Source organism: Amycolatopsis cihanbeyliensis (genome assembly GCF_006715045.1).
Lineage (GTDB): Bacteria > Actinomycetota > Actinomycetes > Mycobacteriales > Pseudonocardiaceae > Amycolatopsis > Amycolatopsis cihanbeyliensis.
On record NZ_VFML01000001.1, the window covers coordinates 4,912,239 to 4,926,148 of the forward strand.

Genomic DNA, 13,910 nt, shown 5'->3' on the forward strand with positions numbered 1-13,910 from the left:
ACTGGACCGGGTCAGTGCAGGGTCGGCCGCGGTGCGCCGTGCCGGCGCCGCTGCCGACCCACGATCTTCGCACGCTACTGGGTTGCCGACGATCATTCCAGGAGCCAACCGCAGCAATCGGGCGAGATCGAATTCTTTCACCGGTTCCGGGGTGGGTTCCCCCACGACAACGTGCGGTTCTGGCCGAACGTGCGATGCTGGAACCGATGAGTGTTGAGGAGGTGCGCAGGTGACTGGCTCGCGGCCGAACAATCCGGCACAACTGGGACCGGAGAGGCGGGACGAATCCTGGAGGCGGCTCGGCGAGGAGACCTTCGATCTGGTGGTGATCGGCGGCGGCGTGGTCGGCGCGGGCACCGCGCTGGACGCGGCGACCCGCGGCCTGCGGGTGGCCCTCGTCGAGGCACGTGACCTCGCCTCGGGTACCTCCAGCCGATCGAGCAAGCTGTTCCACGGCGGGCTGCGTTACCTGGAGCAACTGGAGTTCGGGCTGGTCAGGGAGGCGCTGCGGGAGCGGGAGCTGATGCTCACCACGATCGCGCCGCACCTGGTCAAACCGGTGAGCTTCCTCTACCCGCTCACCCACCGGGGATGGGAGCGGCCGTACACCGCGGCCGGGCTGTTCCTGTACGACACCATGGGCGGGGCGCGCTCTGTGCCGGGGCAGAAGCACCTGACCAGGGCGGGCGCGCTGCGGATGGTGCCCGCGCTGAAACGGGACGCGCTGGTCGGCGGCATCCGCTACTACGACGCGCAGTCCGACGACGCCCGGCACACGATGACCGTGGCCCGCACCGCCGCCCACTACGGGGCCGTGGTGCGTATCTCCACCCAGGTGGTCGGTTTCCTGCGCGAGGCCGACCGGGTCTCCGGGGTCCGGGTGCGCGATGTGGAGAGCGGCAGGGAGACCGAGGTACACGCGAGCGCGGTGGTCAACTGCACCGGGGTGTGGACCGACGAGTTGCAGCGGTTGTCCGGCAGCAGGGGCCGGTTCCGGGTGCGCGCCAGCAAGGGCGTGCACATCGTGGTGCCGAGGGACCGGATCGTCTCGGACGCGGGGATGATCCTGCGCACGGAGAAGTCCGTGCTGTTCGTGATCCCGTGGCGCAACCACTGGATCGTGGGCACCACCGACACCGAGTGGAACCTCGACCTCGCCCACCCGGCCGCGACCAAGCACGACATCGACTACCTCCTCGAGCATGTGAACACCGTGCTGGCGACCCCGCTCACGCACGAGGACATCGAGGGCGTCTACGCGGGGCTGCGGCCGCTGCTGGCCGGGGAGAGCGAGGAGACCTCGAAGCTGTCCAGGGAGCACGCGGTCGCGCGGGTGGCTCCGGGGCTGGTGGCGATCGCCGGCGGCAAGTACACCACCTACCGGGTGATGGCGGCCGACGCTGTGGAGGCCGCCGCGGTGGACCTCGCGGGCAGGCCGCAACCCTCGATCACCGACAAGGTGCCGCTGATCGGCGCGGACGGCTACCACGCGCTGGTCAACCAGGCCGATCACGTTGCCGCCGAGCACGGGCTGCACCCGTACCGGGTCCGGCACCTGCTGGACCGCTACGGCTCGCTGGTGCACGAGGTGCTGGCGCTCGGTGAGGGCCGCCCGGACCTGCTGCGCCCGCTGGAGTCCGCCCCGGACTATCTCGGCGTCGAGGTGATCTACGCGGTGAGCCACGAGGGTGCGCTGCACCTCGAGGACGTGCTGGCACGGCGGACCCGGATCTCCATCGAGTACCCGCATCGCGGGACGGAGTGCGCCGAGCATGTCGCCCGCCTGATGGGCGAGGTACTCGGCTGGTCGGCCGAGACGATCACCCGCGAGGTCGAGGTCTACAACGCGCGGGTCGAGGCCGAGCGGGAGTCCCAGTCGCAACCCAACGACGAGTCCGCCGACGCCCGCCGCTCCGCCGCTCCCGAGGTTCGCTCCGGCATCACCGAGCCCATCAGCTGAGGGCTTTCCTGTCCGGTTTGCCGATGTCGGTGAGCGGGAGGGCGGGCCGGAAGGTGACCTCGGCGGGGACGAGGTGTTCCCGGCCGAGGGTGGCACGGGCGTGGGCCCGAACGTCCTCGGCGCGCACGGCATCCGGCTCGGTGGGGACGACCACGGCGCGCAGCACCGTGCCCTCCGGGCCGGGCACCCCGACCACGGCGACCTCGCGCACGCCCTGGCAGCCGGCCAGCGCGTTCTCCACGGTGGCCGGGTACACCTTGGTGCCGTGCTCGCCGGTGATGATCACGTCGTCCGCCCTGCCGAGCAGGTACAGGTAGCCCTCGGCGTCGAACCGGCCGATATCGCCGGTACGCAGCCAGCCGTCCACGAAGGCCGCCGCGTTCGCCTCCGGCCGCCCCCGGTAACCCGCCATCAACGCCAGGCCGCGCACCAGCACCTCACCGGTGTCCCCGCCGTCGATCCTGGCCTCCATCCCGGGCACGATCCGGCCGACCGACTCCAGCCGCCGCGGATGCCCGGCCAGCTCCGCCGCCGAGATGCTGGCGATCATCGGTGCCTCGGTGAGCCCGTACCCCTGACCGACCACCGGCCCGAACACGGCCAGCGCCTGCCGCAGCCGGTGGGTGGGCAACGGGCTGGCGCCCAGCGACAGTGACCGCACGCTGCTCAGGTCGGTACCGGGAAGGTCGGGATGGTCGAGCAGGGCGGCCAGCCGTGGCGGGGTGAGGGTCAACTCGGTGACCCGCTCCCCGGCGATGGCGCGGAGCACCGCGGCGGGGTCGAAACCCTCGTGCAGCACGACGGTGTCGCCGCGCAGCAGCGCGCCGAGCACGGCCGCGTTGCCGGTCAGGTGGGACACCGGCGCCACCACCAGTACCCGGGACGGACCGGCGGGGTCCGGCCGGAAGATGTGTGCCATGCCGTCGTAGATCCCGCTGTGCTCGATGAGCTTCGGCGGTCCGGTGGTACCGCCGGAGGGGAAGATCGTCCGCACCGCGGTGGGAAGGTCGGGCTCCGCGCAAGGGGTGAGGCCCGCCAGCAGGTCGTGGGCACCGGGGTACGGCCCCAGCGACAGCAGCCGCGCCGGGCGCGCGGCCTCGACCAGCGCGCGGGTCTGCTCGCGGCGCGGGTCGACCACCAGCGTCCGCGCCCCGGCCGTGCGCAGCGCCGCGGTCCGGTCCGGCAGACCGGCCGAGGCCGTGACCAGCAGCACGGGCAGGCCGCACTGCTGCGCGGCGAGCTGTGCCAGCACGGTCTCCGGCCGGTTCCCGCCCATGATCGCGATCGGGTCGCCGGACGTCTCGCGTGCGAACTCCGCCGCCAACCCGCGCACGGTCTCGCCCACGGCGCGATAGCTCAGGCCGCCGCCCCGGTGCCGGAACGCGGGCCGCTCGCCGTACTCGCGCCCGGCCGCGCGCAGCCGGGCAAGGAAGGCCGACACCCCGCTCACTTCGGCCCCGGAAGGCCGAGCAGCCGGTAGGCCTGGCCGACCAGTCTCAACCCCTGCCTGGCAAGTCGCCCTGCCATCTCGAAGTCCTTTTCTGACGCGGCGGTGGCCAGGATCGCACCCGACGAATGCCAGCGCTCCCTGGCCTTGCGCAGCAAGGTGGCGGCTTCCGGGTCGTCCGCGGGCTCCGGGACGTCCACGTAGTGCCCGAGTCTCAGGTACCGCGCCCGCGCCGAGATCTCCTCGTCGCCTCCGGTGTGCCTGCGCCGAACCAGCACCGGCACCAGGGCACCGCAGGCCAGTACCGCGGCGGCCAGCCCGATCCACAGCCAGGTCATCGGACCAGCACCCGTTCCAGCTCGGTCAGCCGCCGCTCCACCTCGGCCAGCTCGTGCGGCTCCCGCGCGCTTTCCAGCAACCGCAGCACCTCGGTGTACTCGCGGGCGGTCGTGGCGGCGGCGGTGGAGTCGCCGGGGTGCAGGATCTCCTCGGCGAGCCGGCTCAGCCGTGTCTCGGCTTCCCGCCGGCGCCGGGCCAGCGCCCGTTCGGCCCGCCTGCGCTTGCGCAGGGCCAGCGCAGCCGTCCGCAGCAGCAGGAAGAAGGCCACCGACCCGGCCACCATGCCCGCACAGGCCAGCGCGATCTGCCCGCGCGCCAGGGTGTCCGGCATCGGCCCGCGCCGCGGCAGCTCGCCGTAGTACTCGGCGGCCTCCGCGTCGAAGGTGAGCACGAACTCCTCGATCTCCGGGGTCAGGTTGGCCGGGGTGGCGCGGTACTGCCAGGCCCGCTCGGCCGCGGCCACCACGCTCATCTCGAACTCACCGAGACTCGCCCCGGGTTTGGCCGGGACCGGGAAGTCCGGCCCGGTGCAGTACGAGCTGCCGTACTCGCCGTCCTCGCCGGTGGCGAACAGGATCACCATGTTGGTCGGCACCCGCGCGGCGATCCGCTCGCACATCGCGTAGTCCGGCCCGTTCACGTGGTCCGACGCGGGCAGCGGCCCCGCGCCGAGCACCACCGCGACGATCGCCCGGTCGCCGATCACCTGGCGCGCTCTCGGCACGTCCACCGAGTCCGGCGCGCCCCGCTCCTGGTACACCGGGCCATCGCGCAGGCCCTCGACGATCGTGCGGATCCGGTCGTCGGCCGAGGACCACGGCCGGAACACCAGCAGGAACCCGGCGAGCCCGATGGCGGCGGCGAGGAAGGCCCAGCGCGGTATCCCGAGCCGGCTTCGCGAGCGCTTCACGATCCACCCCCGCGCAGGATCCGCTTGCCCTCGGCCGCGATCTTGCGTACCTCGTGCATCGCGTCCGCGGTGCGGGCCCGCTCGAACATGTCGGCGGCGGTGCCGTGTCGCTCGGCCGCGGCACCGGCCTCCTCGCCACCCCGCTGCGCCTGGGTCACCAGGGTACTGAGCTCGGTGATCTCGGTGACCGCCTCCGCGCTCGCCACCCGCAGGTTCACCCGCTCGGCGCGGACCCACTCGGCCCGGCGCCGGTGCCACGCCAGCAAGGAGGGGACGCCCAGCAGCAAGGCGGAGCCGAGCAGCACCCAGGGCGCCAGCGCGCTGACCCGCTGTCGCAGGTCGAAGGGGGCGGGTTGCGGTCGGCTGAACGCCCGCTCGGTGCTCAGCCGGTCGAACCTGGTCAGCACGCTGCCGATCCGGTCGCTCATCGGGCTGCCCTGCCGGAAGCTGGCGTTCTCGAACCGGCCGAAGGCGTAGTCCCGCGCCGAGACCAGCTTGCCCTGATCCGGCCCGCTGACCGCCACGTCCAGCCAGCGGCCGTGCGCCACCAGCACCACGTCCCGGGGGAACTCCGTGGCCAGCGCGTGCGCGTAGTCGACGAGCGGTCGCCCGCGATCCAGGGCCGGGAAGGCCGCGACCCGCAGGGTCAGCCCGGTGCGCTGCTCGATCCCCTCCAGCGGCAGCTCCACCGGGTCCGCGCGGCCGGGGGCGTTGTAGACCCGGGTCTCCCGCAGCCGCGCGGTCAGCGTGGCGAGCTGGTCGCTGGTGGGCGCGATGACCGCGTCGTGCGGGTAGGCCACCCCGGTGTTGCCGCCCTTGGCGTGCCGGATCAACGACCACAGGCCCTCGGTCACGTCCAGGTACGCGGTCTGCTGCCGCAGCTCGCCGAGATCGGCGGGACCGGCCGCGACCCCGCCGTAGGAGCGGATGCCGATCCCGGCCACCTCGATCAAGGTGTGCCCGGAACCCTCGGCCCAGTCCCGCAACGGCTGGTAGACCTGCTCGCGGTACTCCTCGCCGCTGGCGTAGTGCGCGCCCTGCTCGTACGGCCCGGTGTACGGGCTCACCAGCAGCCGCATGTCGGGGGTGAGCTCGGCGCGGATCAGCTCCTCGTCGAACCGGGCCACCGCGCCCGGCGCGCGGTGGATCCGTTGCTCGGACAACGCCTGCGTGGCGGCGCCGACGTCCAGCTTCGGCGGCAGCTCACGCTGCTGCGCCGCCGCCGGGGCCGGGACGAGGACGACCAGCACGGCGACGAGCGCCAGCGCCGTGCGCCTCATGCCCCTTCCACTTCCGGGCCGCGGGTCAGGAAGATCTCCCGGTCACCGCCGCGGGTGTTCTCCGCGCGGGCGAACCGGAAACCGCAACGCCTGGCCACCGCCGCCGAGGCCGCGTTGCTCTCCGTGTGCTGGTAGGTGACCTGGTGCAGCCCCAGCGCCCCGAAACCGAATCGCAGCGCCGCACCCAGCCCGGCGACGGCGACACCTCGGCCACGGGCGTCCGGGTGCACCCACAGCGCGGCTTCCGCGGTGCCCACCGGCAGGTTCAGCTTCTTCAGCCCGACCTCGCCGAGCATCCGCCCGGTGGTCGGCTCCGCGACACACCATGAGCAGCGCCGGTCGGCCGCCCATTCCTCGGCCCGCTGGGTGACGTAGTCGCCGGCCGCGGCGAGGGTGCCGATGCGCAGGTCCACGTAGCGCTGGTGCGCGTCGTCGGCGAATGCCTCCAGCAGGGCAGGCCGGTCGTCCAGTAGTTCGTCAGCGCGTAGCTGGCGCAGGTAGTAGCTACCCGCGTTGATCTCGACCGGTTCCACCCGCGGGAGGATACCGCCGGTCGGTTCGTGGGATGTCTCGTGCCACCGCGAGGTTCAGTCGGTCCGCCGACCGGCGAGCAGCCACACCGCCGCGAGCACGATCCCCACCGGCACGAGCAGCAACAACACCGGAACCCGGGGGATCAGCAGCAGCACGGCCACCAGGGCGATTCCGGCGATCGGCACGGCCGCCGCGGGCAGCCTGCGCCCCAACCCCCGGGACGGGGGGAACGTGGGCTGGTTCGGCAACACGAACTCCGGCCGCGGCTGTGGAAGGTCGCTGAACAACTCGACGACCTCACCGCGGGTGCTCGCGGTGGTGGCGTTGCTGGAGCGCTCGCCGAACTCGGTGACGTTCAGGCGGCCGGTCCGCATGTGCTCGGCGAGCGCGTCGAGAGTTTCCTGGCGCTCGTCGTCGCTGAGCCGGAGGTGGGGCTGGTCGGCGCGCACACCATGATCCTACGGCTGGTGCCGGGGTGAGCCGTGCCAGCGCCGCCTGCCGCAGCCCGCGCCGTCCGCCCAGTCCTGCCCCCACAACCCGCTGCCGATCGCCGTGACCACGGCGGGCAGCAGGAACCACCACCACCAGCCACCGGTGGCGAAGAACAGCACCATCCCGACGATCGCGCTGACCGGGACGGCGCTCGCGGCGAGCCGCTGCGGAAGTGGCCGGTCCGCCCAGGAACCGCCGCGGGCGGCGGGCTCCCTCGATGACTCCCTCGATGACGATGTGCTCGGCTCCGCCTGGCCCGGATGCGGCGCGGGCAGGTCGGCGAAGACCTCGGTGAGCTCGCCCGCGGTCCTGGCCGTGGTGACCCGGGCCGAACGGTCGCCGTACTCGTCCACGTCGAGCCGGCCCTCGCTCAGGTGCGCCCCCAGCGCCCGCATCGCGGACTCGCGGTCGGCGTCGCCGATCCGCAGCTCGGGCGAGGTGTGGTCGGTCACCCCCCGATGGTAGGTCCGATCGTGCTCGGGTGGCCGCCGTAGCCGAGAATTTCTTGGCCTTTTCAGCCGTCCTTCAGCTCCAGCAGCACGGCGCCCTGGCTCACCGCGGAGCCGACCTCGACCGTGAGCCCGGTGACCGTGCCCGCCCTGTGCGCCGTGACCGGGTTCTCCATCTTCATCGCCTCGAGCACCACGACCAGCTCACCGGCCTCGACCCGCTGGCCCTCCTCGACCCCGAGCTTGACGATGGTGCCCTGCATCGGCGCGGTGACGGCGTCCCCGCTGACGGCGGTCTTCTGCCCGCCGGCCCGCTTGCGCGGCTTGGCCTTGGTCGCGCCGTTGCCGTTGCCGCCGAGGGCCAGGTCACCGGGCAGGGAGACCTCCAGCCTGCGCCCACCGACCTCGACGATCACCTGCCTGCGCGCGTCGGCCTCCTCCGCGCCGGCCTCGTCCTGGCCGGTGTACGGCTCGATCCGGTTGTCGAACTCGGTCTCGATCCAGCGGGTGTGCACGGCGAAGCCGTCCTCGTCCCCGACGAACATCGGGTCCCGCACGACCACCCGGTGGAACGGCAGCACGGTGGCCAGCCCCTCGGCGACCATCTCGTCCAGCGCGCGGCGGCTGCGTTCCAGCGCCTGCCTGCGATCGGCGCCGGTGACGATCAGCTTGGCCAGCATGGAGTCGAACTGGCCGCCGATCACGCTGCCGGTCTGCACGCCCGAGTCCACCCGGATGCCGGGGCCCTCGGGGAACACCAGGCTGGTGACCGTGCCGGGGGCGGGCAGGAAGTTGCGGCCCGCGTCCTCCCCGTTGATCCGGAACTCGATGGAGTGCCCGCGCGGGGTGGGGTCCGCGGTGAACGGCAGCACCCCGCCCTCGGCGATCCGGAACTGCTCGCGCACCAGGTCGATGCCGGTGGTCTCCTCGGAGACCGGGTGCTCCACCTGCAGCCGGGTGTTCACCTCGAGGAAGGAGATGGTGCCGTCCACGCCGACCAGGTACTCCACCGTGCCCGCGCCGTAGTAGCCGGCCTGCTTGCAGATCGCCTTGGCCGACTCGTGGATGGTGGTGCGCTGCTGCTCGCTGAGGAACGGCGCCGGGGCCTCCTCGACCAGCTTCTGGTGCCTGCGTTGCAGCGAGCAGTCCCGCGTGCCGACCACCACGGCGTTACCGTGCATATCGGCGAGTACCTGCGCCTCGACGTGCCGCGGGCGGTCCAGGTAGCGCTCCACGAAGCACTCGCCCCTGCCGAAGGCCGCCACCGCCTCGCGGGTGGCCGACTCGAACAGCTCGGGGATCTCCTCCTTGGTGCGGGCCACCTTGAGACCCCTGCCGCCACCGCCGAACGCGGCCTTGATCGCCACCGGCAGGCCGTGCTCCTCGGCGAAGGCGACGACCTCATCGGCGTTCTCCGCCGGGTCCTTGGTGCCGGGCACCAGCGGGGCGCCCGCCTTCAGCGCGAGGTGCCGCGCGGTCACCTTGTCCCCGAGGTCCCTGATCGCCTGGGGGCTCGGCCCGATCCAGGTCAGGCCCGCGTCCAGCACCGCCTGGGCGAAGTCGGCGTTCTCGGAGAGGAAGCCGTAGCCGGGGTGCACCGAGTCCGCGCCCGCGCGCTTGGCGACGTCGAGCAGCTTGTCGAAGACCAGGTAGCTCTCGGCCGCGGTGCCGCCGCCCAGCGCGAAGGCCTCGTCGGCGAGCCGGACGTGTGGGGCGTCCCGGTCCGGGTCGGCGTAGACCGCGACCGTGCCGAGGCCGGCGTCCCTGGCCGCCCGGATCACCCGTACGGCGATCTCTCCGCGGTTCGCGATGAGCACCTTCGTGACCGGTCCGCCTTGCGTGGCCTTGGCTGGTTCGGGCACGCCTGCCTCCTGTTCGTGAATCTCCGGCCTCGACTCGCCGGTGCGCCCTTGCTCCGGTGAGCCTCGCAGCAGTTTACGGACAGAAGTGCCGGTTTGTGCCCGCACTGTGATGAGAGGCGGCTCACCCGGTGGCGGCGCCGTGCCGCAGCTCCTCGGGCAACTCGGTGTCCAGCAGGATGGCCTCGTAGGGCTGGGCCTCGTAGATCCGGCTCAGCTCCTCGCTGCGCACCAGCACCCATGGCTGGTGCGCACCGCAGCAGCGCACCAGCCGGTCCAGTGCGGAGTAGGCCAGCAGCGCGAGCTTGCCGTCCTCGGTGCGGCGCAGCTCGGCCGCCATCGTGCGGTCGCCGTTGCCGGTGGCGTACTGCCCGCACGGGACGTAGACCATCGGCGGGAAGCCGGGTGGCACGGGTCGCGGCGTGCCGGGGTTGCTCGCAGCGTTCGTGTTGCTCGGTGTGTTCGCGTTGCTCACAGGAACAACATAGTCGGGTACGTTGAGCTACCTCGCCGGGTGGTCCGGTTCGATTTACCCTGATCATGTGAGCACCCCGCAGCGGCCCCGAGCATCCCGCTCCGTGCTGCTGACGGTCCTGCTGGCCGCCGTGGTGACGGCGGGCGCGCTGGTGACGGCGGTGCTGCTGCGGCCGCGGGCGACCCCGCCCGCCGCCGAGGAGCCCGTGCGCGGTCCCAGCACCGCGGCGCGGGAGTGCGGGGACGGTGCCTGCCGCGAACTGGCCTCGGCGCGGGTGCACGGCACCGAGGTCGCGCTGCTGGCCGGGGAGAACGGTCGCTCGGCACGGGTGCGGGTCGGCGGTCCCGGCTCGGACACGGTCCTGGAGACCAGGATCACCTCGATGGGTGCCCGGCTGGACGGGGACTCGCTGGACTGTGTCGCCGCCGCGACCTCGGTCTGCCTGGTGCGCGGGTCGGTGGACGGTGCGGAGATCGGTGAGGTGCTGGTGTCCAGGGGAGACGGCTGGCGGCAGGCGGAGCGGCCGTACTTCTCCGACGCCGGGCTCATCGTGCTGGACGATGTGACCGGCAGCGGGGAACCGGAGGTCGTGGTCGTCCAGCACATCTGCGCCCAGTCCGGCTCGGCGGCCTGCCGGGTGCGCCCGGTGCGTGCCGAGGTCTTCGGCCTCGGCGGGGAGCAGTACGGCTGCACCGGCAGCTACACCGCCCCCGGCCACATCCGCGGCTGGCCGGACGTCCAGGTCTCCCCCCGCCAGCTCCGCCCCTGCCGGTAGGCCCCTGAACGTGGCTTTCGAGACGTTGAGCGTCCCAATAGTGCCGTTCGCGTCATCTGGCGTCCTGAACGCCACGTTCAGGGCCTTTCCGCCGGGGTGGGGATGGTGTCCGGGGTCACCGGCTGAACTCGCGGTTGAACAACTTCTTGGACCAGGCGTAGCCGCCGGCGGCGATGACGAGGCACCAGCCAAGAGCCAGTACCGCGTTGTTCCCGATCGGCGTGCCCATCAGCAGGCCGCGCAGGGTCTCGATGATCGGCGTGAACGGCTGGTAGTCGGCGAACCAGCGCACCCCGTCCGGCATGGACTCGGTGGGAACGAAGCCGCTGCCGAGGAACGGCAGGAAGATCAGCGGCATGGGCAGGTTGCTCGCGGTCTCGACGCTCTTGCTCACCTGGCCGAGTGCCACCGAGAGCCAGACGAGTGCGAACGTCACGGCGGCGAGGACACCGGCCACGGCGAACCACTCGCCCAGGCTCGCGGAGGGCCGGAAGCCGACCAGCAGCGCCACGCCGACCACGATCGCCAGGCTGATCGCGGCCTGGATCATGCTGCCGAGAACGTGCCCGGTCAGTACCGACACGCGGGCGATGGCCATGGTGCGGAAGCGGGCGATGATCCCCTCGGCCAGGTCCATCGCGACCGAGATCGACGTCCCCTGGACCACCGCGGTCACGGTCATCAGGATGATCGCCGGTGCGACGTAGTTGACGTACTCCGCGCGCCCGCCGGACGCGCCGCCGATCCCGGCACCGAGCGTGCCGCCGAAGACGTAGACGAACAGCAGCAGGAAGACGATCGGCATGCCGACGAGCATCACCGTCATCGACGGGTACCGGAGCATGTGCCTGAGGTTGCGCCGCAGCATCGTCACCGAGTCGGTCAGGGCGAGGGTCGTCATCGGGTGGTCACCTTCTCGTGTTGGGGCTTGCCGGTGAGGGCGAGGAAGACGTCGTCGAGGTCGGGGGTGTGCACGGCCAGCTCGTCCACGTCGATCGACTCGCCGTCGAGCCGGTCGAGCAACCCCTTCAGCGACCGGAGGCTGCCGTCGTTCGGCACCCGCAGGGTGAGCGCGTCGTCGTCACGGGACACCCGGCCGAGCACGTGCGCCGCCGACTCGAGCCGGTGCGTGTCGGTGAACCGGAGGCTGACGTGGCCGCCGGGGATGCGGCGCTTCAGCTCGTCCGCGGTGCCCTCGGCGACGAGCCGCCCGTGGTCGAGGACTCCGATCCGGTCGGCGAGCTCGTCGGCCTCCTCGAGGTACTGCGTGGTCAGCAGGATGGTGACGCCGCCGGCCACGAGCTCGCGCACGATCTGCCACATGCCGCGGCGGCTGCGCGGGTCGAGGCCGGTGGTCGGCTCGTCGAGGAAGATCACCCGCGGGCTGCCGACCAGGGTCATCGCGAGGTCGAGTCGCCGCCGCATGCCCCCGGAGTACGTCGCCGCCGGTTTCCTGCCCGCCTCGACCAGGTCGAACTGTTCGAGTAACTCGGCGGTCCGCCTGCGGCCCCGCTCCCGGCCGAGGTGGTGCAGGTCGGCCATCAGGATCAGGTTCTCCTCGCCGGTGAGCAGGTTGTCCACCGCCGAGAACTGTCCGGTGACGCCGATCGCGGCACGGACCGCGTCGGGTTCGGTGGCCAGGTCGTGACCGGAGATCCGGGCGTCACCGTCATCCGAACTGATCAAAGTGGACAGTATCTTGACCGCGGTGGTCTTCCCGGCGCCGTTGGCGCCGAGCAACGCGTACACGGTTCCGCGCGGGACGCGGAGGTCGATCCCGTCGAGCACGAGGTGGTCACCGAACGACTTGCGCAGCCCGGTCGCCACGATCCCCGGGTGGGACGGTGTGGTAGCCATTGCGTTTCCTTCCGAAGTGGACATTCAGGAGCGGTGGATGGTGATGTCGCCGAACGAGGTGTTGGCGCGCACCTCGACGGTGTCCTCGGAGGCATCCGGCTCGGCGGCGGCCTCCAGCGAGTTGCGCACCCGCCCGTATCCGGTGTGGACGTCGAGCCAGGCGGCGGTGCGCTCGGCGATACCGACCTCGACATCGCCCATCGCGGTCTTCGCCACCACCGCACCGCGCACCACCTCGCCGACCCGGATGCGGCCGTGGCTCGTCTTCACCTCGCCGCCCGCGGCGGAGTGGTCGATGGAGATGTCCCCGTTGGAGTTCTTGGCCACGGTGGTGCCGGTGACCTCGCCGACCTGCACCCGCCCGGAGCCGGTGCTGATATCCGCGTTGCCGTCGACCGCCTCCGCCGCGACGTCCCCGGCCCCGGTGTGCACGCGCAGCTCTCCGGTGCGGTCGAGTCGGATGTGCCCGGTGCCGGACTTGTACCGGAGCTCCCCGAGGCGACCGGTGCTGCCGAGGTCGCCGAGCTGCGCGCTGCCCTCCACCCGCGACCCGGAGGGAAGCTCGATGGTGATGTCGACCGACCGGGTCTTGTTGGAGAAGTCGAAGGGACGGATCTTCGGAGCTTTGACCTGCAACGTGCCGTTCGCGTACTCGACGCGAACCTGCCGCGCCGCCTTGACGTCGGACTCGTCGGAGTCGTCGGACGGGCGCACGTCGACAACGGTGTCGGCCCGGTCGCTCGCGACGATCCGTACGTGGCCCACGGCGAGCTCGATCGCGACGGAGATCGGTTCGGGTGTGTCGAAAGTAGGCATAGTTGTCCCCTCCTCAGGGGTTGATCAGGAATCCCCGCAGGTCGGGGGATGAATGAGGAAACGCGGGTTTCGTGTCCGGTGCGGCTAGCGCACCCAGCCGGTGTAACGCTGCGGGGCCCGCTTGCCGGGCCGTTCCGGGCGGGGAGCGCGGTCCTGGCTCCGCAGCGCGGACGAGGCCGCCCGCACCAGCCACGCGTTGACCGAGCGCCCCTCCTTGCCAGCCGCCTCCTCGACCGCGGTCTTGAGATGTTCGGGCAGCCGGAGGTTGAGCCGCACCATGGCGCCCTCCTCGGTGCTCGGTGCCGCGCCCTCGGGTGCCGCCGCGCCGGTGTCACCGATATCGGCGGCACTCTCGGCGCCGTCCCCGGGTGATCGGTCGGCCGGCGGCGGCTGCACGACGAAATCCGGGTCACGGCCCCGCAGGCGCAGCTCGATCGACCCCGGAGCCAGTTCGCGGGTGATCTCGTCGGCCGCGTGGGAAAGCGCCTCCAGCAACGTCATCCGAATCGCCGACTCCAGTGATCCGGCCAGGCGCTCGATCAGCTCCCGGGCCTCGTCACCGCCGGTCTCGGCGAGGGTGGCGAGCTCGCGGCCGAGGTTCTCCACATGGGGCGTCAGATCCATGGCACCACTATGGCACACATATGGCACCTACGCCAGCCAGGTTGGCTCAGAGAGGTGCCACACGTGTGCCATATGTGTGCCGCGTGAGGTACG

At 72.0% G+C, this 13,910-nt stretch carries 15 protein-coding genes; 2 read left to right on the forward strand and 13 right to left on the reverse strand.

What is annotated here, in order from left to right:
- Positions 1–229 precede the first annotated feature (229 nt).
- Entirely contained in the window at positions 230–1,960 is a 1,731-nt protein-coding gene (locus FB471_RS22440; protein ID WP_142000372.1) for a glycerol-3-phosphate dehydrogenase/oxidase, read from the forward strand.
- Here FB471_RS22440 and FB471_RS22445 read toward each other — a convergent pair.
- The 9 genes from FB471_RS22445 to FB471_RS22485 form a co-directional block, all read right to left on the reverse strand.
- Positions 1,953–3,410 (reverse strand): class I adenylate-forming enzyme family protein, encoded by a 1,458-nt coding sequence (locus FB471_RS22445; RefSeq protein ID WP_425457078.1) that lies wholly within the window; start codon positions 3,408–3,410, stop codon positions 1,953–1,955. The two genes, FB471_RS22440 and FB471_RS22445, sit on opposite strands and share 8 nt — an antisense overlap.
- Positions 3,407–3,745, reverse strand: coding sequence for a hypothetical protein (locus tag FB471_RS22450; protein WP_142000373.1), 339 nt, complete (start codon positions 3,743–3,745; stop codon positions 3,407–3,409). Before FB471_RS22450 ends, FB471_RS22445 begins: the two co-directional genes overlap by 4 nt.
- On the reverse strand, positions 3,742–4,656 hold the full coding sequence (locus FB471_RS22455; protein WP_142000374.1) for a hypothetical protein: 915 nt from the start codon (positions 4,654–4,656) through the stop codon (positions 3,742–3,744). The genes FB471_RS22450 and FB471_RS22455 overlap by 4 nt, the downstream gene beginning before the upstream one ends.
- Entirely contained in the window at positions 4,653–5,936 is a 1,284-nt protein-coding gene (locus FB471_RS22460) for a hypothetical protein (protein WP_142000375.1), read from the reverse strand. The genes FB471_RS22455 and FB471_RS22460 overlap by 4 nt, the downstream gene beginning before the upstream one ends.
- Entirely contained in the window at positions 5,933–6,469 is a 537-nt protein-coding gene (locus tag FB471_RS22465) for a GNAT family N-acetyltransferase (RefSeq protein WP_142000376.1), read from the reverse strand. The genes FB471_RS22460 and FB471_RS22465 overlap by 4 nt, the downstream gene beginning before the upstream one ends.
- Positions 6,470–6,523: 54 nt before the next feature.
- Positions 6,524–6,919, reverse strand: coding sequence for a DUF1707 SHOCT-like domain-containing protein (locus tag FB471_RS22470; RefSeq protein WP_142000377.1), 396 nt, complete (start codon positions 6,917–6,919; stop codon positions 6,524–6,526).
- A gap of 9 nt (positions 6,920–6,928) precedes the next feature.
- Positions 6,929–7,414 carry a DUF1707 SHOCT-like domain-containing protein gene (locus FB471_RS22475; protein WP_142000378.1) on the reverse strand — a complete coding sequence of 162 codons (486 nt, stop codon included), beginning with the start codon at positions 7,412–7,414 and terminating at the stop codon, positions 6,929–6,931.
- Positions 7,415–7,476: 62 nt separating this feature from the next.
- Positions 7,477–9,273 carry an acetyl/propionyl/methylcrotonyl-CoA carboxylase subunit alpha gene (locus FB471_RS22480; RefSeq protein ID WP_142000379.1) on the reverse strand — a complete coding sequence of 599 codons (1,797 nt, stop codon included), beginning with the start codon at positions 9,271–9,273 and terminating at the stop codon, positions 7,477–7,479.
- Between the two features lie 121 nt (positions 9,274–9,394).
- Positions 9,395–9,745 carry an SAV_915 family protein gene (locus tag FB471_RS22485; protein ID WP_425457079.1) on the reverse strand — a complete coding sequence of 117 codons (351 nt, stop codon included), beginning with the start codon at positions 9,743–9,745 and terminating at the stop codon, positions 9,395–9,397.
- 67 nt (positions 9,746–9,812) lie between these two features.
- Here FB471_RS22485 and FB471_RS22490 point away from each other — a divergent pair, with 67 nt between their 5' ends.
- Positions 9,813–10,520 carry a hypothetical protein gene (locus FB471_RS22490; RefSeq protein WP_246076524.1) on the forward strand — a complete coding sequence of 236 codons (708 nt, stop codon included), beginning with the start codon at positions 9,813–9,815 and terminating at the stop codon, positions 10,518–10,520.
- A gap of 115 nt (positions 10,521–10,635) precedes the next feature.
- On the opposite strand, the gene FB471_RS22495 is transcribed toward FB471_RS22490, so the two are convergent.
- The 4 genes from FB471_RS22495 to FB471_RS22510 all read right to left on the reverse strand — a co-directional run bounded on the left by FB471_RS22495 (position 10,636) and on the right by FB471_RS22510 (position 13,817).
- Positions 10,636–11,421 carry an ABC transporter permease gene (locus FB471_RS22495; protein ID WP_142000380.1) on the reverse strand — a complete coding sequence of 262 codons (786 nt, stop codon included), beginning with the start codon at positions 11,419–11,421 and terminating at the stop codon, positions 10,636–10,638.
- The gene (locus tag FB471_RS22500) at positions 11,418–12,377 is read right to left on the reverse strand and encodes an ATP-binding cassette domain-containing protein (protein ID WP_142000381.1); all 960 of its coding nucleotides are present in this window, start codon (positions 12,375–12,377) and stop codon (positions 11,418–11,420) included. Before FB471_RS22500 ends, FB471_RS22495 begins: the two co-directional genes overlap by 4 nt.
- A gap of 24 nt (positions 12,378–12,401) precedes the next feature.
- A complete protein-coding gene (locus FB471_RS22505; RefSeq protein ID WP_142000382.1) occupies positions 12,402–13,193 on the reverse strand; it encodes a DUF4097 family beta strand repeat-containing protein in 792 nt (263 codons plus the stop codon).
- An 84-nt stretch (positions 13,194–13,277) separates the two neighbouring features.
- Entirely contained in the window at positions 13,278–13,817 is a 540-nt protein-coding gene (locus FB471_RS22510) for a hypothetical protein (RefSeq protein WP_142000383.1), read from the reverse strand.
- Between the last annotated feature and the right edge of the window lie 93 nt (positions 13,818–13,910).

Excerpts from the sequence above, each read along its gene's own strand:
- FB471_RS22450 (WP_142000373.1), bottom strand. The coding sequence starts at position 3,745 with ATGACCTGGCTGTGGATCGGGCTGGCCGCCGCGGTACTGGCCTGCGGT.
- FB471_RS22460 (WP_142000375.1), bottom strand. The coding sequence starts at position 5,936 with ATGAGGCGCACGGCGCTGGCGCTCGTCGCCGTGCTGGTCGTCCTCGTC.
- FB471_RS22495 (WP_142000380.1), bottom strand. The coding sequence starts at position 11,421 with ATGACGACCCTCGCCCTGACCGACTCGGTGACGATGCTGCGGCGCAAC.
- FB471_RS22500 (WP_142000381.1), bottom strand. The coding sequence starts at position 12,377 with ATGGCTACCACACCGTCCCACCCGGGGATCGTGGCGACCGGGCTGCGC.
- FB471_RS22505 (WP_142000382.1), bottom strand. The coding sequence starts at position 13,193 with ATGCCTACTTTCGACACACCCGAACCGATCTCCGTCGCGATCGAGCTC.
- FB471_RS22510 (WP_142000383.1), bottom strand. The coding sequence starts at position 13,817 with ATGGATCTGACGCCCCATGTGGAGAACCTCGGCCGCGAGCTCGCCACC.